At 55.6% G+C, this 21477-nt stretch carries 19 protein-coding genes; 6 read left to right on the top strand and 13 right to left on the bottom strand.

Features of this window, described 5'->3' with window-relative positions:
- Positions 1-260 (top strand): hypothetical protein (locus tag TZ03_RS30985; protein WP_236692906.1); only part of this gene is annotated, 260 nt, incomplete at its 5' end.
- Positions 261-361: 101 nt separating this feature from the next.
- Here the strand turns inward: TZ03_RS30985 and kdsB are convergent.
- From kdsB to TZ03_RS26985, 11 genes are all read right to left on the bottom strand, one after another.
- Positions 362-1648, bottom strand: coding sequence for a 3-deoxy-manno-octulosonate cytidylyltransferase (kdsB, locus tag TZ03_RS29445; RefSeq protein ID WP_082056744.1), 1287 nt, complete (start codon positions 1646-1648; stop codon positions 362-364).
- A 28-nt stretch (positions 1649-1676) separates the two neighbouring features.
- Positions 1677-2519, bottom strand: coding sequence for a 3-deoxy-8-phosphooctulonate synthase (gene kdsA / locus TZ03_RS27030; RefSeq protein ID WP_051101375.1), 843 nt, complete (start codon positions 2517-2519; stop codon positions 1677-1679).
- Positions 2520-2546: 27 nt separating this feature from the next.
- Positions 2547-4832, bottom strand: coding sequence for a capsule biosynthesis protein (locus tag TZ03_RS27025; protein ID WP_051101374.1), 2286 nt, complete (start codon positions 4830-4832; stop codon positions 2547-2549).
- On the bottom strand, positions 4832-5965 hold the full coding sequence (locus TZ03_RS27020; RefSeq protein ID WP_051101373.1) for a CDP-glycerol glycerophosphotransferase family protein: 1134 nt from the start codon (positions 5963-5965) through the stop codon (positions 4832-4834). Before TZ03_RS27020 ends, TZ03_RS27025 begins: the two co-directional genes overlap by 1 nt.
- On the bottom strand, positions 5958-6353 hold the full coding sequence (locus tag TZ03_RS27015; RefSeq protein ID WP_051101379.1) for a pantoate--beta-alanine ligase: 396 nt from the start codon (positions 6351-6353) through the stop codon (positions 5958-5960). The genes TZ03_RS27020 and TZ03_RS27015 overlap by 8 nt, the downstream gene beginning before the upstream one ends.
- Before the next feature lie 102 nt (positions 6354-6455).
- Positions 6456-7394, bottom strand: a complete 939-nt coding sequence (locus TZ03_RS27010) for a CatB-related O-acetyltransferase (RefSeq protein WP_051101372.1) — start codon at positions 7392-7394, stop codon at positions 6456-6458.
- A 303-nt stretch (positions 7395-7697) separates the two neighbouring features.
- Positions 7698-9359, bottom strand: coding sequence for a glycosyltransferase (locus tag TZ03_RS27005; protein ID WP_160297755.1), 1662 nt, complete (start codon positions 9357-9359; stop codon positions 7698-7700).
- Between the two features lie 514 nt (positions 9360-9873).
- Positions 9874-10962 (bottom strand): polysaccharide biosynthesis/export family protein, encoded by a 1089-nt coding sequence (locus TZ03_RS27000; protein WP_051101370.1) that lies wholly within the window; start codon positions 10960-10962, stop codon positions 9874-9876.
- Positions 10955-12061, bottom strand: coding sequence for an ABC transporter permease (locus TZ03_RS26995; RefSeq protein WP_051101369.1), 1107 nt, complete (start codon positions 12059-12061; stop codon positions 10955-10957). Before TZ03_RS26995 ends, TZ03_RS27000 begins: the two co-directional genes overlap by 8 nt.
- A gap of 52 nt (positions 12062-12113) precedes the next feature.
- Complete coding sequence (locus TZ03_RS26990; protein ID WP_051101368.1) at positions 12114-12767, bottom strand: ABC transporter ATP-binding protein; 654 nt, start codon at positions 12765-12767, stop codon at positions 12114-12116.
- Positions 12768-12780: 13 nt separating this feature from the next.
- On the bottom strand, positions 12781-13572 hold the full coding sequence (locus TZ03_RS26985) for an ABC transporter permease (protein WP_082056742.1): 792 nt from the start codon (positions 13570-13572) through the stop codon (positions 12781-12783).
- Between the two features lie 529 nt (positions 13573-14101).
- Between TZ03_RS26985 and TZ03_RS26980 the strand changes: the two genes are divergently transcribed.
- Positions 14102-14815, top strand: a complete 714-nt coding sequence (locus tag TZ03_RS26980) for a hypothetical protein (protein WP_082056741.1) — start codon at positions 14102-14104, stop codon at positions 14813-14815.
- Positions 14816-15246: 431 nt separating this feature from the next.
- Here TZ03_RS26980 and TZ03_RS26975 read toward each other — a convergent pair whose 3' ends face one another.
- Positions 15247-15522, bottom strand: coding sequence for a DUF3077 domain-containing protein (locus tag TZ03_RS26975; protein ID WP_051101367.1), 276 nt, complete (start codon positions 15520-15522; stop codon positions 15247-15249).
- 460 nt (positions 15523-15982) lie between these two features.
- Here TZ03_RS26975 and rfbB point away from each other — a divergent pair, with 460 nt between their 5' ends.
- From rfbB to rfbC, 4 genes are read left to right on the top strand one after another with little or no spacing between them, the layout of a single operon-like run.
- Positions 15983-17053, top strand: a complete 1071-nt coding sequence (gene rfbB, locus TZ03_RS26970) for a dTDP-glucose 4,6-dehydratase (protein ID WP_051101366.1) — start codon at positions 15983-15985, stop codon at positions 17051-17053.
- Positions 17050-17955, top strand: coding sequence for a dTDP-4-dehydrorhamnose reductase (rfbD, locus tag TZ03_RS26965; RefSeq protein WP_051101365.1), 906 nt, complete (start codon positions 17050-17052; stop codon positions 17953-17955). The genes rfbB and rfbD overlap by 4 nt, the downstream gene beginning before the upstream one ends.
- A gap of 8 nt (positions 17956-17963) precedes the next feature.
- Positions 17964-18845, top strand: coding sequence for a glucose-1-phosphate thymidylyltransferase RfbA (gene rfbA, locus TZ03_RS26960; RefSeq protein ID WP_051101364.1), 882 nt, complete (start codon positions 17964-17966; stop codon positions 18843-18845).
- Positions 18845-19393, top strand: a complete 549-nt coding sequence (rfbC, locus tag TZ03_RS26955; protein WP_051101363.1) for a dTDP-4-dehydrorhamnose 3,5-epimerase — start codon at positions 18845-18847, stop codon at positions 19391-19393. Before rfbA ends, rfbC begins: the two co-directional genes overlap by 1 nt.
- A gap of 714 nt (positions 19394-20107) precedes the next feature.
- On the opposite strand, the gene wecB is transcribed toward rfbC, so the two are convergent.
- Positions 20108-21268, bottom strand: a complete 1161-nt coding sequence (gene wecB, locus TZ03_RS26950; protein WP_051101376.1) for a non-hydrolyzing UDP-N-acetylglucosamine 2-epimerase — start codon at positions 21266-21268, stop codon at positions 20108-20110.
- Between the last annotated feature and the right edge of the window lie 209 nt (positions 21269-21477).

The following is a 21477-nucleotide window of genomic DNA, read 5'->3' as shown; positions in this document are numbered from 1 at the left end:
CCGGAGATGCCACGGTAAATCACAACCCCATCTGGCGGAAGGTGGGGTTCATGGATCGCACTCAGACTATTGATAAAAATCTCGAAGTTAAACTAGGTCAGACTCAAGCGCGGATGGATGGGGTTGGAAGAGAGTTTGAGCCAGAAGGGTTGGCCCTCATAAACGAAGTGGGCAAGCTGTATTTGTGCATCGGAGTTGTAAGTGGTGATAAAGGGTTTAGGCAGGTTCGGATTTATCGAGTGCCTATCAATAAAGGCTGAAGACTCGTCGTTTGACAAAGAAGAAGCTTTATTGTTGCAGGGGCGGCGTAAAAACTACCCGTATCCGGTTGGATGCGGGTAGGGAGTCTTCAAAGGTATGTTTATTGTGCCATTTTGGTCATGACTTTCGAGTAACCGGAAGCAGTAGTAAATACATCGGCTTTGTTTTGCGCGAACAAGATGGCGTCAGCAAGTTCACGAAACGCCCCGTTTCCTCCAGCAGTTGCCAAGGTTTGGGTTGCAGCGGCTTTGACGTAGGCCGGTGCATCAGCGACGGCAAATGACATGCCGCAAGCTGAAAACGCTGGCAGATCAATACAGTCGTCGCCAATGCATGCGGTCTGATCAGGTTGCACGTTAGCTTCGGCCATGAGTTGCTTGCACGCTGCAAGCTTGTCTTTGGCCCCGAATTGGCAAAGCGTAATCCCCAAGTCAGCAACACGCTTGCGCAAAGTTGCTGAGTCGCGGCCGGACAATACGGCGACTCGTACTCCGTTCTCCTCAAGCAACCGCATGCCCATACCATCTCGAACATGGAACCGCTTGAGGCATTCACCGCTTGCGTCGTAGTAGATACCGCCGTCAGTGAGAACACCGTCAACATCGGTGATAACCAGGCGGATATCAGCCAGCGTTGGCTTGGGATCAATGTCCTGCCCGCTGATCAGTGCGCGAACCTGTTCCAGGCATTCTGGCGTATCAACGCCGGGCCCGGTTGGCTCAACTACATAGGCGCGGATGCAGTAACCAGCGGTCATGAGGCGCAGCTGCTCGAGCTTTTCTGCGTGCTCCAGCATCGGCTGTGGCAGGCTGGCGTATTCGGCCAACACTTCACGGCGGTACGCGTATACGCCGACATGCTTCAGGTAGCTGACCGTCTCGCTATCACGGGGGTAGGGGATCGGAGAACGGCTGAAATACAACGCGTTGCCGTTTGCTGCCAACACTACTTTCACAGTATTGGGGTTCCCCGCCTCGTGGGTGTCGATTGGGTGGCAAAGCGTGCCAACACTGACGCTGGGGTCAGCGAGCATGCCTGCAGCCAGGGCTTCGATGTCACTGGGGCGAACTAGAGGTTCATCACCTTGGAGGTTGATGTAGATGTCCGCATCGACCTGAACCATGACTTCGGCAAGGCGGTCAGTGCCTGACGGGTGGTCAGGCGAGGTCATCACATACTCACCGCCAAAGCCGCGGACGGCCTCGGCAACTCGTTCATCATCGGTCGCAATGATCACGGAGTGTGCATTCGAAACCTCAAGCGCACGCTCGTAAACGTGCTGCACCATCGGTTTGCCGGCGATGTCTGCCAATGGCTTGCCTGGCAGGCGGGTCGAACCGTAACGCGCTGGGATGACGATCGCAACGCGTTGCTCGCAGTTTGACATGCTCACTGTGCTTGTTTCCTAAGCGTGCTTACGAGATAACCAGCGGTGGGAAGGACTTGACCAGATCATCCAGGGCTTTGATTTGCGCAAGGAATGGCTCCAGCTTGTCAAGCGGCAGGGCGCTTGGGCCGTCGCACTTGGCCTGGTCCGGATTCGGGTGCGCCTCAAGGAACAGGCCTGCCAGGCCAACGCCCATGCCTGCGCGAGCCAGGTCTACGACCTGATCGCGGCGGCCGCCAGAGGCTGCGCCAGAAGGATCGCGGTTCTGCAGGGCGTGGGTAACATCGAAAATGATCGGCAGATTTTCGCAGGTGCGTTTCATCACGCCAAAGCCCAGCATGTCTACAACCAGGTTGTCGTAGCCCATGCAAGTGCCTCGGTCGCAAAGAATCAGCTGATCATTGCCGGCTTCCTTGAACTTATGCACGATGTTTTGCATCTGGGAAGGGCTGAGGAACTGTGGCTTCTTGATGTTGACTGGCTTGCCAGTCTTGGCCAGTGCCACTACCAGATCGGTCTGGCGAGCCAGGAAGGCAGGAAGCTGGAGAACGTCAACCACTTCAGCGACAGGAGCTGCCTGGTAGATCTCGTGAACGTCAGTAATGACCGGAACGCCAAACTCGGCCTTCACTTTTTCAAAAATGCGCAGGCCTTCTTCCATCCCAGGGCCACGATAGGAGTGGATCGAAGAGCGGTTAGCCTTGTCGAAGCTGGCTTTGAACACGTAAGGAATGCCAAGCTTTTCGGTGACACGGACGTACTCCTCGCAAGCGGTCAGCGCCAGTTGCTCGGACTCCAGAACATTGATGCCGCCGAACAGAACAAACGGCGCAGAGTTGGAAACTTCAATGTTTTCAGCAATCTTGATCATGATTCAGTTCACTCTTCAATTATTGGTTCAGCGCAGCCAGGCTTCGAGCTTGCGATGAATGGCGGAAGGGTCATTTGCCGCCATGGAGTAAGAATTGACGTAATAGTGCAGGAGCTGCTGCGTTTGACCTTTGTCAAACGTTAGCTCTTTGTGCAGGCAAGCTTTCAGTTCGTCGACTGTGCGCGGGTGCGCTGCAACGGCATAGGCATAATCAGCTTCGCCTGTGATTACCACCGGGCGGCCGTGCAGCAGTGCTTCAAGACCAACCCCGGAGTTGACGGTAAATACGGACCTGGCACCGGAAATAAGGTCGTGCACCGAAGCGTCAGACAGCTCGATGATGCCCCGTTCCGAGAGATTCTTGAGGGCTTTTTGTACGCTCATGCTGTTGCAGTACGGGTGACGCTTGACGCGCACTTTGGTCGCAGTGCCGGCGAAGTGTTCTGCCACGGTGCTGACCAGGTCGATACCCGAGATCTCTGCCAATGCCGCTACCGTATCGGTAGGAATTTGCAGGGCCACAAACACGTAGTCATCATCAAACTGTACGCGGTCCTGCGTCTGCGAATACTTCGAAACGTTATTGGTCACGTAGGTGTCGTGCAGGTGCTGCTCGGTATTTTCCAATGCATCTGGCGAGACGGTGATGCTCGCTACGCGGATCTGCTCATGCTCAGTCGCAAGAGATGAGTAGCCAGCGAAGCCTTGGTGATCCATGCTGCAGCGGCCCGCCAGAGGCACTTCTTGAATATGCAGGTGGTTGATATTGTAAGGCGCGTTGGTGTGGTAGCTCACTACACGCGAGCCAGGAATGCTAGGGTCGCAGTTGCGCCAGTTCCATTGATGCCGAGGCACCAGTATCAAGTCTTGGCGGCTCAGCAGATACTTGAAGACATTCATCAAGAATTCACGAACCGTAGCATAGCTCGGCTTTTCCTCTCCAGGGGCAGCGAAAAAGACTGTCGGGATGAAAACTTCGACAACTTTCGACGCGTCAAGGGAGCGGCTATTGATGTTGATAATCGAGCCTTGGTACAGGCCGTGGAAGCTCGCCGACGACTCGTTACTCGAGGCAATCTCTACCAGGGCACGTGCGGGGCCGAGGTTGAGAATGACAGTGTCGAGCCAGAGTTGGTTTTCTTCCGAGACAGGTTGGGCTCCACCTTTGTTGCGATTGATAATCTGCTGGGCTTCATGCAGCCACCGGCATTTAATGGCTACCTTGAGCTGATCATCAGGGTTTATACCCTTGCGACCTTTTTCAGCTGCCAGCAACTGGCGTGCGTCACCACGTGCGGCCTGGATCTGCTCGCGCATTTCAGGGAAGAATGGCGTAGCGCGGTTGATCATCGGCATGAACTTCATGACAACTTCGCGCGGGAAGGAAAGAATGCTCAGCAGTGTATTGCGAGCGGCATCGAACAGAAAGTTGTCGATCTCGAACGACAGCCGTTTTACCGTTCCGTAAGTTGGGTAAAGGGCTTGGCTTGCACACAAGTAAGAGTAGGCTCGGGCCACTTTCGCATCATCTTTCAGCATGTCGCTGATGCGCATCAGGAGCTTACGCTCCGAAGGATGATCAACTTGTGCCGTTAGCAAAACCTCATAGGCCGACTCTTGGTCACGCGATAACTGATAGGCGCGAGCGAGCATGAGTCGATAGTGCAGCCTTGAAGCAATCTCGGTCGGGAAAGAATTAATCGCTGCGATGAGTTTGTCATGCGCTTTGAGCTGACTATAAACCCGGGTCAACACCCCATAGTTGGTAGCATTGCCGGGATTATCGATAATCGCCTGGCGGGCTTGCTGAGCAATCATGTCAAGAACGGAAGTGTCGGAGCCTGCTTTGAGTAATGAAACTTCAAGCGCACTTGGCGCCGCAGGAGAGACAGCTTTGGGTTTTGCCTTGGGTTTGGCTTTTGCCTTGGGCTTGGCCTTTGGCGAGGCCGCTTTTTTAGGGGCTACCTCGCCAAACCGTAGCTTGGATAATGCATCGTTAACCGGAGCACAAGACGGCGCTAGGTTAAGTGTTTGAATGGCCGCGTCGACTGCGCCTTGTTCGGCCTGTATTTTAGCCTTCTCAATATAGCCAAACGAATTGCTTGGATAATTCTGAATGGCATATTCGGAGATCTTCAGGGCAGCGTCATGATCTCGGTTGGCGTGGGCGGAATCTACCGCTTTTCGCAACTGGCTCAGTGATGTCTCGGTGCGCAGCAGTTTATCCGTATAAGCTAAACTGGCTCGGTGAGCCCCGAACTTGGAAAGCAAAAATATCGATTTGACGAGTAAATGTTGCTTGAGAGATGACATTATTTAGCTTCGCTCAGCTTTTTCTTGGCTATCGCCAGTTGACGCTTGGTTGTGTAATGCTCCTTGACCTCTTTGCGCACATAAGCCTGCGGTTGGCTTCGGGTGTACTCGCCTTTCCAGAGATCAACCAATGCATTGTGTGCCAGGCTCAAAGAGTTATCAGTATCGACAAAAAGCAGGTTGCGAAGCTGGTCATACTTCTCGATGTGCTTGCCCGGTTCGGATGCTAGCTCTGCAATTCCGGAAGCCAATGCTTCGGGCGAGTCGATAGTCAGGCCGAGTTCGTCCCGGCGAGCGTACTCAAGGCTATATTCGTCGATTTTCCGTCCGCCCATCTGCTCTGCCAGATCATTTTGCAGCAAGGCAATGGGTTTCTGGCAGTACATGGCATCGAAAATGGCACCGCTGTAATCGGAAATAACGATATCTGCAAGTGCTATCAGTTCAAGCAGGTCGTCATTGGCACCAAAGTGGAAAATGGAGTCGAGGTCCATTTTACTTTTGCGGTCGCCTTCCAGCAGCTCGGTGTTATGGTGCATCTTCAGCAGTACGTTATAGTCAACTGAGAGCTCATAAATAGCAGTCAGGTAACGATCGACACTGGACAGTTCGCCCCAGGTAGGAAGATAAAGCACAGTCTTGCGGGCTGGATTAATCTTGTCCGCATGTTTGGCCTTTGCCGCGATGTGAAACTCTGGGCGGTGCCAGTCATCGTATCGAGGATTACCGACCGATGCGGTAGGGCTGAAATGTGCGATGCGCTCCGAGGCGTAAGGTCCGTACGTCATGCAGAGATCTGCCAGCGCACGCCAAGGGCCGTAGTTATGCGGCTCTTTAGCGTAGCCGTACTGAATCATTGCAATTTTGGACTTTTCAATGGTTTCAATACGGGAGAAAGGTGTCTGGCATACGATGATGTCAAACACGCCATCAAGCGTTGGCATTTGAGCTCTGTCCCAGACCATGATTGGCGTGTCTGGGTCATTGAGGATCTCATCGCTGAATTCAGAAATGAAATCCTGACGCTTTTCAATAACGAAACAGGCGCCTGGAAAGGTGCTTGCAAGTTTCTTGATGTGGAGGAACTGGAACGGGTTCCAGCCAACAAACCCAATCCTCGGAAGTTCAGCCATACTTCTTGATCTCGGCAATCAGCTGCGTAGTGGAAATGCCTTCAGTACGTGGAAGGTAAATGACTTCGCAGAGGGATTTGAATTCGTCAAAACGGCCTTCCCAGTCATTGCCCATGATCAGAGCGTCGGCACCGAATTCCTTGATGTATTCACCCTTGAGTTCAAGAGACTCTTCAATGAAAACTTCGTCTACGCAGGACAGGGCGGCAATAATATCGCGACGCTCAGCCTCTGGATAAACAGGGTAGCGTTGTTTTTTTGAGAAATTCAGTGCATCTGAGGAGATGCCGACAACCAGTCGATCACCATGGGCTCGTGCGCGCTGAAGGATTTTTACATGGCCGATGTGGAGCACGTCAAAGGTGCCAAAGGTGATGACAGTTTTCATAAATATCCCTATCGTGAATATGGTAGAGCCAAAATGTATATACCCATGGTATTTTATCGCCATGGGTAGGGTTTGTGACCTCAAGGCCGACAAGCTGCACTGTTAATTGTCAGTAACCAATTGGAAGGTGAGCTTGTTTTTTGCAATCTTGCCTTTAAATTGTGAGCCATCGCTAGTGATGTTGAGGCGATACCAGCCGCGCTTGGAGTCGTAAGTCGACTTGGCGAGCGGGTAGATGCCGGCACTCAGCACATCGGCATTTGGTCCGGTGCCTGGCTCGTGCGAAATCACTTTGATTGCATTGACGCCTTCGAGGGCGTCCATGTCTGCATAGGCGTATGGGGTGGAGAACCAGATGATGCCCGAGTTCGTGCCGCTGACCGAGTTCTTGAGTTCGCCTTCCAGAGAGTTGCGGTTTTTCAGTTTCAAGTGCAATTTCAGGGAGTTGATGCGCTCAAGTGACTCCAGTGGGTTCTGGAAGTCCAAGTCTGACATGTCTTTTGGCTCAAGTTCCCACCAGGCACTGTTCAGGAACTGACTGATGGTCTCTTCATTAAAACGAGAGCGAACCAGTTTCGCTGGGTTGCCACTGACTTCGGCGTACGCTGGTACGTCTTCTACAACAAATGAGTTGCTGGCAATGATTGCGCCGGTGCCCACTGTAACGCCCTTGCAGATCGATACATTGGCGCCGATCCACACGTCATTACCAATGATAGTAGGCGAGGGGGTGTCTGGAGAGGCGTTTTTCTTGGGGTAGTTCTTCACATCCTTGAAGTGCTTGGAGCTGTACTGGAAGGAGTGAGTGCTGAAAAAGCTCTGTGGTGTCGCGATATCCACCGAGATTTTGCTATTGGCGCCAATTGTGCAATAGTTGCCAATGTTGCTGTTTGCGCCTACGATGCTGTGGCTGGAGACTACTGAGTACTTGCCAATTGTGGCTTTTTCTTCAACAACAGCATTACCATAAATTTTAACCGGTTGGCCCAGCTCCGAATCTTCCGCTACGGTTGCTGAGTCTGCTATTAATTTTGCGTCCAAAGTTCCTTACCCTCTCCAGAGTATTGCGCTTCCATTTTGCGCTCTAAAAGCAGCTTTCAATTAGTGCGCGCAGCTAATAAGGGCCTGAATTTTACGTGTGTGTCACTATTGTGTCAATCCGTCAAGTGCTCGCAAATTATTTTTTTTGTGGGGTATTTTAGATTTTTAGCTGGGTGGTGCTGAGCGCGAGGTCAGAAAATGTGCGGAATGATGGCTTATTGATGGCGCGCGATGAGTTAATGGCCTTAATAAGTGGGTTGTTTGGCCTGCCTGGTTGTGTGAGGCAGGCCAAAACAATTCGGGTTAAATTGCGAACTCTACGGATTCGGCGGCTATGATGCCTTTGTACGCTGTGCCGTGTTTCATTGCTCGGAAGCGATAAAGTCCCTTTGGTTCGTCGAGCATCATTTCGTCGACTTCATGAATGCCTTTGCTCAGGTCGGTGGGCTCGCCGAGGAACTTTTTGGAAGTCAAAACCTGCCTGATAACTACAGACTTGGCAGTCTTGTATTTATCAATGGTTGCTGGGTCTTCTGTTTTGGGCAAGTAGATCCAGCCAAATTTGCTCGCGGCCGTATTGGTCAATATAGTGTTTTCGTCGGCGGTCGCTTGGACGACGGGGTGCGGATTGTTTTCGATCTCTTCGAAGAGTTCAACCCAACGCTGCGTGATGGTTTCGGCGTGGAATCGTTCCATGTTGATAATGCCGGCCTTGCCCATGCTGACCGAGAGTTCGTGATTACTGAGCAGCAGGCAGGTTTTTTCAACGAACTCTTTTTCGGTTTTGACGATGAAGCCGTCTACGCCATTTGTGATGATTTCTTTGGGGCCGTAGTTGGTATCTATCGATACCAGCGGTGTTCCATAGGCAAGCGATTCGGCAAAGCTTACTCCGAAGCCTTCTGTGGCAGACATGGCCAGGCTGACGCTTGCGCGACGGAAGATGCCGGAGACATCGGTGGCAAATCCCATGAGTTTGATTGAGGTGTTAGCGTTCAGCTTGTCGATTTCAGCTTGAAGCTCATCTTTCTGTTCGCCAGAGCCCCAGATTTCGAGCCGTGCATCAGGTAGGGCCTCTACAACTTTGGTAAAGGCCTTGATCATGTTCTTGATACGTTTGATTGAATGCAGTCGAGCGACAATTACGGCGAGGTTTTTCTCGCGAGCAACCTCGTTTTGGCTTTCGGCAACATTAATGGGGTTGCCAATGGCGCGGTATCTATCGCAAGGGAACTGCTCAGTCAGATCGGAAAGTTGGGCGTGGGTGAGCAGCACCAGGCGATCGGCTTTGGGTATGCTTTTGATGACGCCGTGGTATTTGGCGGCAACTTCGGAGCCTGGGGTGTAGGGTTTCATCAGGTGGTTGCTGTGCATCATGAGCACTTTATGCGCCCTTTCTGCATCAACCATGCATATTGTTTCGGCTGCGTGAATCGCGTCGGCGATTAGATGGGTTGTCTCGTAATTCTTGCATATTTCATTCAGCCAGTAGGCTTGAAATGTTCTCAAGGAATTGAATTTCAATGTAGGGGCTTTGGATTGAAAAAGCGCCGCCATTGCAAATTCGCCATTGCCTTTATAGTATTCTTCAAGAAACAGCGTTTCATCGTCTGTAAAGTAGCGAACCACTTTAACGTCGAGTTGATTGATGTGCTCGGCGCGACGGCGGACCTTGATTTTTACATGTTCAAGTGTGCTGGTGGTCGGGGTCTTTCGCAGCTTCCGTGCAAGTTCGTTTTTTTCTGCGAACCATTTGTAGATATTTAAAATGCTAATTTCGCTGGAGATGCGCCCTTGTGCGACGAGGTTCTCGAATGTTGTTTCAAGATTGTCGTCGTAAGAGAGGAGGGCCATCTTGGAGTGAGTGTCTGGGCTTGCCAGAGCTTCAGTTCGGGTCAAGGAAACCCGCGTTACGCCGCCTGCTTGCTCTCCCAGGCCGTACAGTACCGAAATGATTTGCTTCAATGTCTCGCCCCTTATTGATTTCTTGGCCGCATCCATTCATGCCTTAGGAGGGGGTATTGTTGCATGAAAGCTTGGAATGGCCTAGCGTGAATTTGCTCTTGTACGCTGGGGTGAGAGCGAGAGTGCGTGATGTTGAGGGGCTCAGACTTCGTCTTGCTGGGGGAGGTGGAGAGCCCATCCGATTGCGGATGCTATAAGTATTAAAGTTGCAGAGCAGGCGGTGATTAACAGGGTGTTATATACAATGACTCCCATGTCTTCCTCCTGGTTAAATGATAAGGGTTTTTATCACTTTCTTTGCAGGGGTTGCTTGGGGTTATTTGTACAGTACTTTTGTGACTGAAATGTTTCGAGGGCTGTGGTTTTTTTGGGGGGGGCGAGACGGCAAGTTAACCGTGGTGGAGCAATAGGTTGCAGCTGCTGATAGGAGTAATGTTTATGGTGATGATATGGGATTGTGGTGGGTGGTGACATTTTGGGCCTCCCTGCCTTGCGGCAGGGAGAGTCGTGCTTGTTATTGAACCCCGGCAGCTCGACCCAGAACCATGGTCTGGACAATCGGAGTAATAATTTTTTGCCACTCGTACACGGCAGCATTAGTTACATAGATAGTGTCATCAGGTTTGATGGCAATTTGCTTGGCGTAGAAGATTGCCGCAGGATCGCGCATGTTGAGGCGAAGTACAGTCGGTTTTGCGGCCGAACCTTCGTTCATGCGGAACACAAATACGCCTTCAGGGTTGGCATTCTGCTCGCGCAGGCCGCCGACGCTGCCCAGTGCGTCCAGCAAGCTGGTGTTCTGGCTTGGCAGGTCTTTCAGGCCGGGTTCGCTGACGGCACCCATTGCAACAAAGCGCTGACGAGCACGGTCAACCACAACCTCCGAATTAGGGCGCAGCACCATGTTGTTGCCGGCCAGCACATTCTCATAGTTGAGCTGCTGCACCTGGCTGCCGTTGCGGACGGTTACGTTCACCAGGTGCGGTTCCATGACTGGCCCGCCTGCCTGGTTGATAGCGTCAAGCAGGGTGAGTGGCCCTTGCAGGGTGCTGAAGCGGCCTGGCGTTTTTACTGCACCAGCCACGAGTACCGAGCCCGACAGGTCGCCTACCAGTTCAACGTGGGTTTGCACGTCGGTGGTAATGCCCTTCAGTTGTCGGCGAATCAGGGTTTCAACCTGGTTCAGGGTCATGCCTGCAACAAACTGGCGGCCCACATAAGGCAGTGAAAGCATGCCTTGTGCATCGATGCGCGTCTTCAGCTGGGTGCCGCCAGTAGCAAGCGGGGCAAACAGCGCAGAGCCCTCGGGGGCGGTATCGGCAATCAGTACATTGAGCACATCGCCCTGCATCAGGCGAACTTCTGGCGACACGGGTTTGATGACCGTGGCCAGTGCAGGCTGTTGGGCTTCGTGCATGTAGGGGGCAATGTTGTTGGCGTTGATGTCGACCAGGTTGTATGCGTCGGTTTTGGCCTCGATTGCACCCTTGTACGGTCCAGCTCCGGACAATGTTCCGCTGCAGCCGGCGAGGCCCAGGGTTGCCAGGGCGAGTGCTGCCAGCTTCAGGTTGAAGGTGCGAGAGACAGCAAGGGATTTAATCACGATGATCCTCGATCGAAGCCAGAATGAAGCGGGTGATGCCATAAAGCATCAGCAGGCCCAGCAGAATGGTTGCCAGGTTGTACCAGCGCTCCGGATACAGGGCTAATTGGGGGGTGTTGGGGCTAACTACAGTAACCAGGGTGCGAATTTTCTTGCTGGCTTCGACGCGGGCATTGTCCAGCGCGGCCACAGAGGTTTTATACGTTTCTTCGGCAATGCCGGCATCCAGTGTTAGTTGCTGGAAGCGCGATGCAACCACGTTCAACTGCGAGCCTTTAGGAGACGACACCAGCAGGCGTTTCTCCTTGGCCAACTGCTGGGTGATGGCTTCGACTTTCTGCTTTTGCTGGCGAATCTGTGGGGCGTCACCGCGCAGCTTGAACGACATCTCGGTGAGGGCGGCTTGCTCTTTGGTGTACTGGCCCTCAAGGTCGGCGATGATCGTGGCGCGGCTTTGTGCGCTGTTACCACCGTCCAGTACCTTGTTCTCGTTCTGGAAGTTCAGCAGTTGGGTTTTGCGTGTAGCGTAGTTGACGCGCGCGGTTTCCAGTTCGCCCTGGGCAAACTTCATCTGCTCGCGGGCAATGTTATGGCTGACTTCATTGACGAAGTGCTCGCTCGCCTGAAGAATGACGCGCAGCATCTTCTCGGACAGTTCCGGGGTGAACGCTTGGACTTCGACGCGCAGCAAGCCGGTCGTTTCGTCGTAGTGGGCCGAAACCATGCGCTGGTAGTACTTGAGCAGGTCTTCGCGTGCTGCATCCTTGTCGAGCCAGAAGAACACGTCGCTACGCTGGGCGGCGAATTGCTCTACCCAGTGCACGCGGTCTTCGAGCAGGAGCATCATGTCCATCGACGTGATGTATTCGCGCAGGTACAGGGTTTCTTCTCGCGAGGCCGGGTTGGTACCGGTCAGCAAGGTTGCAAGGCCGGGCATCTGCGCACCCTGATTGCCGCCATCCTGGCGTACTACCACCTGGGCGGAGCTGACGAAGCGGTCTATGGCGAATACGCCGTAGTACACGCTTGCCAGGATCATTGGCAAGACCACCATGGCGATCGCCAGGCGCCAGCCCTTCTTGTTACCCGTGCTGCTCATAGTTGGATGCATCCTTGAAGTCGAACGGTGCTACGTAATTGGAGTAGGTTGATCAGCTGTTGTAGGCCTTGATGCCTTCGGCAATGTCGTCGTATACCTGGATGCCGCCGTTACGTACCAGCAGGACCACGTCGCAGAGCTTCTCGATTTCGGGCATGTTGTGAGAAACCAGGACGACGTTGGAATTTTGTAACTTGTCTTTGAACACTTCGGCGCATTTGCGCTTGAACTGTGCATCACCCACCGACATCACTTCGTCGATCAGGTAGTAGTCAAAATCGAACGCCATGCTCAGGCCAAACGCCACGCGGGAGCGCATGCCGGATGAGTAGGTCTTGATCGGCTCGTCGATCCAGTCGCCGATCTCGGCAAACTCCTGTACGTAGCGGATCTTCTCGCGCATGGCTTCGCCGGTGGCACCATAGACGCGGCAGACGAACTTGATGTTGTCGCGCCCGGTCATGCTGCCCTGGAAACCACCAGTCAGGCCGACCGGCCACGAAATGCTGCGGTCGGTGATGATTGTGCCGGAGTCAGGAACGTCTGCGCCGCCGAGCAGGCGCATGAGTGTGGACTTGCCGGCGCCGTTGCGGCCGATCAAGCCAATGTTCTTACCCGGCGGGATTGCCAGCGACAGGTTGCGAAAGACGTATCGGCGGCCATTCGGCGTGAGGTACGACTTGGTGACGTTTCTAAGCTCGAACACGTTTGGCCTGTACTTAACCGTTCTTGGTGGAAATCAGATGCATCCTGCGAGCGCGGTAGGCGCCCAGCGACAGGAACAGCAATACCGTGGTGAAGCTGATTACGTAGGTCGCGGAAACGCCGTCGACCGGGGTGTAATGGGGCAGTACCTCTGCACGGATCAGCTCGAGAATGTGCAGGAACGGGTTGAGCAGCAGCACAGGCATCATTGCCTGAGGCAGATAAGACGCTGGAAGCAGCACGCCCGAAATGAAATAGAGCGGGAAGAAGGCCATGCGGATGACAATTTTCACGCTGGGAAGGGCGTGGGTTATCAGCGCAAAGAGCATACCCAGGCCAAAGGCGAATAGCAGGCCTAGGAGCAGGGTCGCGACCCATTCCAGAGGGCTGTGAATGGTCATGTCGAAGCCGAACCAGGCAAAGCCGAAGACCAGGATGGCGTAGACCGTGGCGGCGATGCAGGTTTCGACGATGACGCGGGCCAGGTAGGTGTCCAAGGGCTTGATTTGCTTGTAGCCAAACAAGGAGCGGTTTTCCCTCAGGCTATCCATCAGCCGGAGTGCGGTGTTTCGATACAGCAGGAAGGGAGCCATGCCGACCAGAATGAACACTGGGTACTCGACACCGGAGAGGGTGCGGCCACGCAGCATTGCAAACAGAAGGGAGAACACCAGCAGGTGAACGATAGGCTCAAGCAGCATCCAAAGCGCGCCCAGGCGACTTTTGCCAACCCGCGCACGAGCCTCGCGCAGGACTAGGGCGAAGATGACCGATTTCTGGATCTGCAGCGGGGAACGAGGCTTCAAGATGGCGACCGCAAAGCAAAGCAGCGCGCCTGTGGCACGCCGGAATTCATCTTCAGGAAAGGTGCACTGTTGCGACTGCGAGCGGAATGTTCCGGATACTTCCCTGTTCTAAGGGGCAAAAGGTTAAGCGTCAGAGGGCATAAGCGTCAAGCGAGGCGGGCCGATTCTCTGTGAAGGCTCCATGCCGTTTGTCGATGATTCGCCAGCGGAACGATGGTGCATTTAGCTCGGTAAAGCTCAGCGTTTGGTGGGAAAAAGGACACAAGAGTGCTCTTGGCCGTCCCGGAGACAGGCTTTTAAAAACAGCACACGGGACGATCGCTCAGTATGAGCGCTATGTCCCATAGGTTCATGGGGTTTTGGGAGTAGACGGATTCAAAGCCTTCGCATCAGAGGGGTGTCGCTGTAGTCCTTGAAGTGCTGCCGGGCGTAGCGATTTATGGCACTGTGCTATGGCGACGCTTGCTGCTAAGCTCGCCGATTGCCCGAGCCGGCCACTTATATGGCGCGCCTCCCTGAACGTGAAACGATGAAAACCCATAAGTTCAAGAAGTTTTTCATGCCGGATATCTCTGCAGGCACCGCCAGCCTGATCCACGCCATAGCATCCGCCACAGCCGTCATCGCCGCGTTAATCGCTGCCAGCGCAATGATCCTGGCTCACATGACCTCGGATGTAAAAAACCAGCATTCCGAAATCTCCATTTCGCGGGCTTCGCAGGAAATTACCGTGGTCAATGAGTCGGCCGCGCAGGCGCAGCTTGAGATTCGTCAGCTCACAGAGCAGAACGACGCGCTCAAGGCCGAACTGGAGCGCGAAAAGGCCGAGCGGCTCAAGCTGGAGGCCAGCCTCAAGCCGAGAACGCTGACGCCGCAGGCGCATGACGCATTCAAGGCCCTGGCGGGCGAGCTGAAGGCTAAAACGCTGGTACCGGTGGTGCTGCTGAATATCCACAAGGATGACAAAGAGGCTGTTCGCTTTGCCAAGGAAATTGCCGTTGCGCTGACCAAGGCGGGTGTACAGGTGCAGATCAAGCAGTTGCCCCTGCAAAAGCACAATACCGGTACCCAGGTGGTTGTGTATGCCGGGGCGGGCACTGACGAGCTGGAGCAGGCATTCAGGACGGCTGATTTTGCTTCTGAGATCAAACGCTCGGGGCAGAGCCCGCGGGTGAAGGTTGATGATGGGGATGCGATTGCCATTTCGGCATTTATCAGTGTTTATCCACGAACCGTGATTTGAAAGACGGGCTGTATTGGGTGGTGCAGGTCAGTTAGGGCTATTGGGGCTGCTGTGCAGGCCATCGGCGGCATGCCAGCTCCCACCTCGACCGCATTGACCTTAAGGCATGTGCCGTACTTGTGAGGGGGGGGCGGGCTGGTCGGCATGGGGGCGCAATGAGGCTGGGTATTGGTTGGCTAGGGGCATCGGGCTGACTTTGGGGGATGGCTGTCGGGGGGATGGCACCGGCTTTGCCGGTGTTCGCGGGCAAGCCCGCTCCTACACAAAAAACAGCATCCACAAAAAACAGCATCCACAAAAAACAGCATCCACAAAAAACAGTCCCCGCAAAAAACAGTCCCTGCAAAAAACAGCCCTCACAAAGAACAGCTCACACTAAAACTGCCTCGATGTCTGTTCCGGCAGCGCCTGCCAGCTCTTGGGGCGCGTCTTCAGTGGCGTTTGTTCTTCGCAATTTCGATGTCGTTCATCAGGGCCTTGGCCATGGCCAGCAGGTAATCCGCTGCGCCCAACATCTTGTGGTCGTCCTCCATGTCGCCTTCGCGCACAAGGTGCTTGCAGTAGCCCAGCAGGACCGAGACGTGTTCATAGGCATCATCGACCGGGACGCCGGGTTGGACGCGGAGCAGGTCCAGGGTGGGGTTGCCGGCTTCGAGGAAGGTTTCGATGCCTGCGGTGAGGATGGGGGAAAGGTCGTTCTTCTTCATGGTGAAATTCCAGTGCGTTAACAGAATCCACCACCTCGATCTTTCTCACGGACAAAGGTGGCAGCCATTGCGCGGGGTGAGAAACCGGTGCACTGAAAAACCGGCCAAGCAGAAGCTTGCCCGCGAATGGCTACCATTGAACAGTAGAGCAGCAGTGCACAACAGGTTCTCACACCCGGTCACCAACATGGCGACCCGGGTGAAGTTATCCCTGGGGGATTTCCCCGACAATTCAGCTGCTTCTGACTGGTGTGTAGGATAGTTCGCTGGCTCATCAATCTGAAGGGGGAGGGCAAGGTTTCAGGAAAGTCTGACGTGCGTGCAAACAAACAGGGCCCGCGGCAATGACAGTACAACGGTCAAAGCGTGAACGGCGTCTTACCCCAACACTCCAGCCGCATTCCCGTCTAGAATTGCGCCAGATATCTTCAACCAACACCCACGAGAAGCGTCCAACCCTATGACAATCCTGGTAACCGGCGGCGCCGGCTTCATTGGTGCGAATTTCGTGCTGGATTGGGTTAGCCAGTCAGGCGAAACCATCGTCAACCTGGACAAGCTGACCTACGCCGGCAACCTGCGGAGCCTGGCTAGCCTGGAGGGTAATCCGCAGCATGTCTTCGTGCAGGGGGATATCGGCGACGGGCCGTTGGTGCAACGGCTATTGGCCGAGCATCGCCCGCGCGCCGTGCTCAATTTCGCCGCCGAATCGCACGTCGACCGCTCCATTCATGGGCCCCAGGCGTTCGTTGAAACCAATGTGGTGGGTACCTTCCAGTTGCTGGAAGCCGTGCGGGGCTACTGGCATAGCCTGGATGAGGCAGAGCGGGCGGCGTTCCGCTTCCTGCATGTTTCCACCGACGAGGTTTATGGCTCGCTGAAAGCCGGTGACCCTGCATTCACCGAAACCCATCAATACCAGCCAAACAGCCCGTATTCAGCGAGCAAGGCCGCCAGCGACCACCTGGTGCGTTCCTATCACCACACCTATGGCCTGCCGGTACTCACCACCAATTGCTCGAACAACTACGGGCCGCTGCATTTCCCCGAGAAGCTGATCCCGCTGATGATCGTCAATGCCCTGGCCGGCAAGCCGCTGCCGGTGTACGGCGATGGCCAGCAGATTCGTGACTGGTTATACGTCAAAGACCACTGCAGCGCCATCCGCCGTGTGCTGGAAGCAGGGCAGGTGGGTGAGGTGTATAACGTCGGCGGCTGGAACGAGATGGCCAACCTCGACATCGTCCACCGCGTATGTGCGCTGCTCGATGAGCTTAGCCCGCGGGCTGACGGGCAGCCTTATGCCAGCCAGATCAGCTTTGTCACCGACCGCCCAGGCCATGACCGCCGTTATGCAATCGATGCCCGCAAGCTCGAACGCGAGCTTGGCTGGAAGCCTGCCGAAACCTTCGAAACCGGTATTCGCAAGACTGTTACCTGGTATCTGGCTAACCAGGAATGGGTTAAAGGCGTAATGGACGGCAGCTATCGTGACTGGGTCGCGCAGCAATATGGGGCTAACAAAGTTTGAAAATATTGCTGTTGGGGAAAAACGGACAAGTAGGTTGGGAGTTGCAGCGTGCCCTCGCGCCATTGGGAGAGGTGATTGCGCTTGACCGCCAGGGCGACGGTGACTTGTGTGGGGATCTGAGCAACCTCGACGGCCTGGCGGCTACAGTGCGCTCGCTAGCCCCGGACGTGATCATCAACGCTGCGGCCTACACCGCAGTGGACAAAGCCGAGGGCGAGCCAGAACTGGCCGCCCGGATCAACGCCGAAGCGCCAGGTGTTCTGGCGCGTGAGGCCGCCAGGCTGGGTGCGTGGCTGATCCACTACTCCACGGACTACGTGTTCGATGGCAGTGGTCAGGCGCAATGGCAAGAGGACGCCCCCACCGCTCCGTTGTCTGTCTATGGCCGTACCAAGCTCGATGGCGAGTTGGCCATTCAGGCCAGCGGCGCCTCTGCCGTGGTGCTGCGTACCAGTTGGGTGTATGCTGCGCGCGGCCAAAATTTTGCCAAGACCATGCTACGCCTGGCGGCTGAGCGCGATGCGCTCAACGTGGTGGCAGACCAGTTTGGCGCCCCTACCGGCGCAGAACTGATCGCCGATGTTACCGCCCATATTCTGCACCGGCTTTTTAGCGCGCAGGACGCGAGTCATTTGGCTGGCACCTACCATCTTGCAGCAGCTGGTGAAACCAGCTGGCACGGGTATGCCCAGTTCGTATTGGCGCATGCCAGCCGCAACGGCATTGCCTTGAAGGTTTCAGCTGACCAGGTAGGCGCAATCAGTACCGAAGCCTACCCGGTGCCGGCGCCACGCCCGCGAAATTCTCGGCTGGCATTGGCTAAACTCGAAGAAACCTTCAATCTCAAGATGCCGCTTTGGCAACAAGGTGTGCAACGCATGCTGGACGAAATCCAGCGCTAGGAATTCTCATGGCACGTAAAGGACTCATTCTGGCGGGTGGCTCTGGTACTCGCTTGCACCCCGCCACGCTGTCGGTATCGAAGCAGCTGTTGCCGGTGTACGACAAGCCGATGATCTACTACCCGCTCAGTACACTGCTGCTGGCCGGCATTCGCGACATCCTGATCATCTCGACCCCACAGGACACCCCGCGCTTCGAGCAACTGCTGGGTGATGGTAGCCGTTGGGGGATCAACCTTTCGTACGCCGTGCAGGCTAGCCCGGACGGGTTGGCCCAGGCGTTCACGATCGGGGCGGATTTCATTGGCAACGCCGCGTCGGCCTTGGTGCTGGGTGACAACATTTTCTATGGTCATGACTTCCAGTCTCTGCTTCTGAACGCTGACCAGCGGCAGACGGGGGCGTCCGTTTTTGCTTATCACGTTCAGGACCCGGAGCGTTACGGGGTCGCGGAGTTCGATGGCAATGGGCGTGTATTGTCGATTGAAGAAAAGCCGAAAGTCCCCAAGTCCAACTATGCGGTCACCGGCCTTTATTTCTACGACAACCAGGTCGTCGACCTGGCCAGGCAACTGAAACCGTCGGCACGTGGCGAGCTGGAAATCACCGACCTCAACAACTTGTACCTCCAGCAGCAGCAATTGCAGGTCGAGATCATGGGGCGTGGTTATGCGTGGCTGGATACCGGTACCCACGACAGCCTTCTGGATGCCAGCCAATACATCGCCACCATGGAGCGGCGCCAGGGCCTCAAGGTCGCTTGCCCTGAAGAGATTTGCTACCGCGCGGGCTGGATCAACGCTGAACAGCTTGAGCGCCTTGCCCAGCCGTTGATGAAGAACGGTTACGGGCAGTACTTGAAGAACCTGCTGGAAGTGAAGGTATTTTGATGCACGCAGTTCCATTGGCCATCCCTGAAGTTTTCCTGTTTACCCCAAAGGTTTTCGGCGATGAGCGTGGCTTTTTCTACGAGAGTTTCAATTCACGTATATTCAATGAAGTGACTGGCCTGCAGCCAGACTTCGTTCAAGACAACCATTCCCGCTCGGTGAAGGGCGTGCTGCGTGGCCTGCATTACCAGTTGCCGCCCCACGCCCAGGGCAAGCTGGTGCGTGTGGTACAGGGTGAAGTGTTCGATGTGGCGGTGGATATCCGCCGCAGTTCGCCCACCTTTGGCAAATGGGTTGGTGCTGTGTTGTCGTCGCAAAACCATGACCAGTTGTGGATTCCACCGGGTTTCGCCCACGGTTTCGTGACGTTGAGTGAGACTGCGGAGTTTGTCTACAAGACCACCGACTTCTATTCGGCCCAGAGCGAACGTTGCATTGCCTGGGATGATCCGCAAATTGCCATCGAGTGGCCGATAGACTTCGAACCCACGCTGTCTGCCAAGGACCAGGTCGGCAAAGCGTTGGACCAGGCCGACCTGTTCGACTGATGGTAGCTGCGGGGGAGGGCGGGAAATCACCTGGCCTCCTGGGCTGCGCTATAGCGCAGAGCACTGGCCCGTAAGCGCATCGCGTACCCTGTGCGAGCAACTGTCTTGTATTGCCTGGGCTGGCCTCATCGCCGGCAAGCCAGCTCCCACAGGTACTGCATAGGGCTTGAGGCCTATGTGGTCGAGGTGGGAGCGGGTTCACCCGCGAAGAATCCAACGCAGTGGAGGGCACCGGCTTCGCCGGTGTTCGCGGGCACGCCCCCACAAGGGCCGCAATTGAGCCATGCGCCAAGGCGTTCGCGCGCAAATCCCATAGGAATAATTGGCCCGAAACAAACGTAGGAGCGAGCGCCAGCTCGCGATGCGCCGCGCGGGCGGCGCTCGATCTCACACGCGCTGCATATCCTGTGGCAAACACCTGTCAGCCCTGATGCGGCCCCTGTGGGGGCGTGCCCGCGAACACCGGCGAAGCCGGTGCCCTCCACCGCGTTGGATTCTTCGCGGGCTCGCCCGCTCCCACAGGTTTGGCGCTGAACCTTGGAAATGCTCGACCCTTGTGGGAGCGGGCGTGAACGCGAAGGGCTGCAGAGCAGCCCCAGTAAAGTCTGCAGAAACCTTAACTGACTGGCATTAGGGTAAACCCGCTATTGCTGAACCTGCCATTGCATCCTGAAATCCATTGACAATGAAGAAGCGACGGGTTTGCGGGATCGGTTATGTAGCGTTGGGCGCTTTCTCACCATTCAGTGCAATGGCAAAATCCGCAAGTGCCTGCACTATCCGCCCACACGCCTTACCATCGCCATACGGATTATGCGCAACGCTCATCTCCCGATACGCCCCCTCATCCGTCAGCAACCTGGCCAGTTCCCCGGCAATGGAATCCACCTCCGTGCCCACCAGCTTCACCGTCCCCGCCGCCACAGCCTCCGGCCGCTCTGTGGTATCACGCATCACCAGCACCGGCTTGCCCAGTGCCGGCGCTTCCTCCTGAATGCCCCCCGAGTCGGTCAAAATTACATACGCACGGCTCATCAGGTAAACGAACGGCAGGTAATCCAGTGGTTCGATCAGGTAGATATTGCCCACATCCGCCAGCAGCCTGTTGACTGGCTCGCGCACATTGGGGTTCAGGTGTACCGGGTACAACACGTCCACCTCCGGAAACCGGCGCGCCGTCTGCACCAAAGCCTGGCAGATGCGTTCGAAACCACCGCCGAAGTTCTCGCGGCGGTGGCCTGTTACCAGCACCAAACGGCGGTTGGCAGCCAGGTAATCGAACTGGTGCTCGAATTGCGCACTCAGTACCGGATTCTCCAGCTTGTGCACCACTTCCAGCAGGGCATCGATCACGGTGTTGCCGGTGGTGAAAATGCTCGCCGGGTCGACCCCTTCCCCCAGCAGGTTGTCACGCGAGGTGGCGGTTGGGGCGAAGTGCAGGGCGGCCAGCGCGCCGGTCAGGCGGCGGTTGCCTTCTTCTGGCCAAGGCGAATACAGGTTGTTGGTGCGCAGGCCGGCCTCTACATGGGCGATGGGGATTTGCTGGTAATAGGCCGCCAGGCTGGTGGCAAAGGTGGTAGCGGTATCGCCATGTACCAGAACTATGTCGGGCTTGAACTCAGACAGCACGGGCTTGATGCCCTGCAAAATTTCCGTGGTCACGCCGGTCAGGTCCTGGCCGGGCTTCATGATGTTCAAGTCGTAATCGGGTTTGATGCCGAACAGTTCCAATACCTGGTCGAGCATTTGCCGGTGCTGGCCGGTAACGCATACGCGGGACTCGAAGCGGGCGTCCTGGGCGAGCTTTAGGGCCAAGGGGGCCATCTTGATGGCTTCTGGGCGGGTGCCAAATACGGTGAAGGTCTTGAGGGGCACGGCGGTGATCCTCTTGCTGGACGGGGCGGCGCCTGGCAGGCGCGCAAAGTTTGGCCAGGAGGACGGGCTGCGTGCGAGGGCAAGCGGCGGGCGGTTGGGGGCATGCTGCTTGGGTCCTTCAAGCAAACGGCTGTCCATTGCTCAAGAATCTAGCAGTTGATCCATGTGATGCCAGTTTCAGTTCGCCGGCCGTGGCAAGCGCCGGTCGG

The organism is Pseudomonas sp. 10-1B (genome assembly GCF_000935045.1).
Classification (GTDB): Bacteria; Pseudomonadota; Gammaproteobacteria; order Pseudomonadales; family Pseudomonadaceae; genus Aquipseudomonas.
The sequence above is the reverse complement of the archived record's forward strand: the minus strand, read 5'-3'. Positions and strand labels throughout refer to the sequence as shown.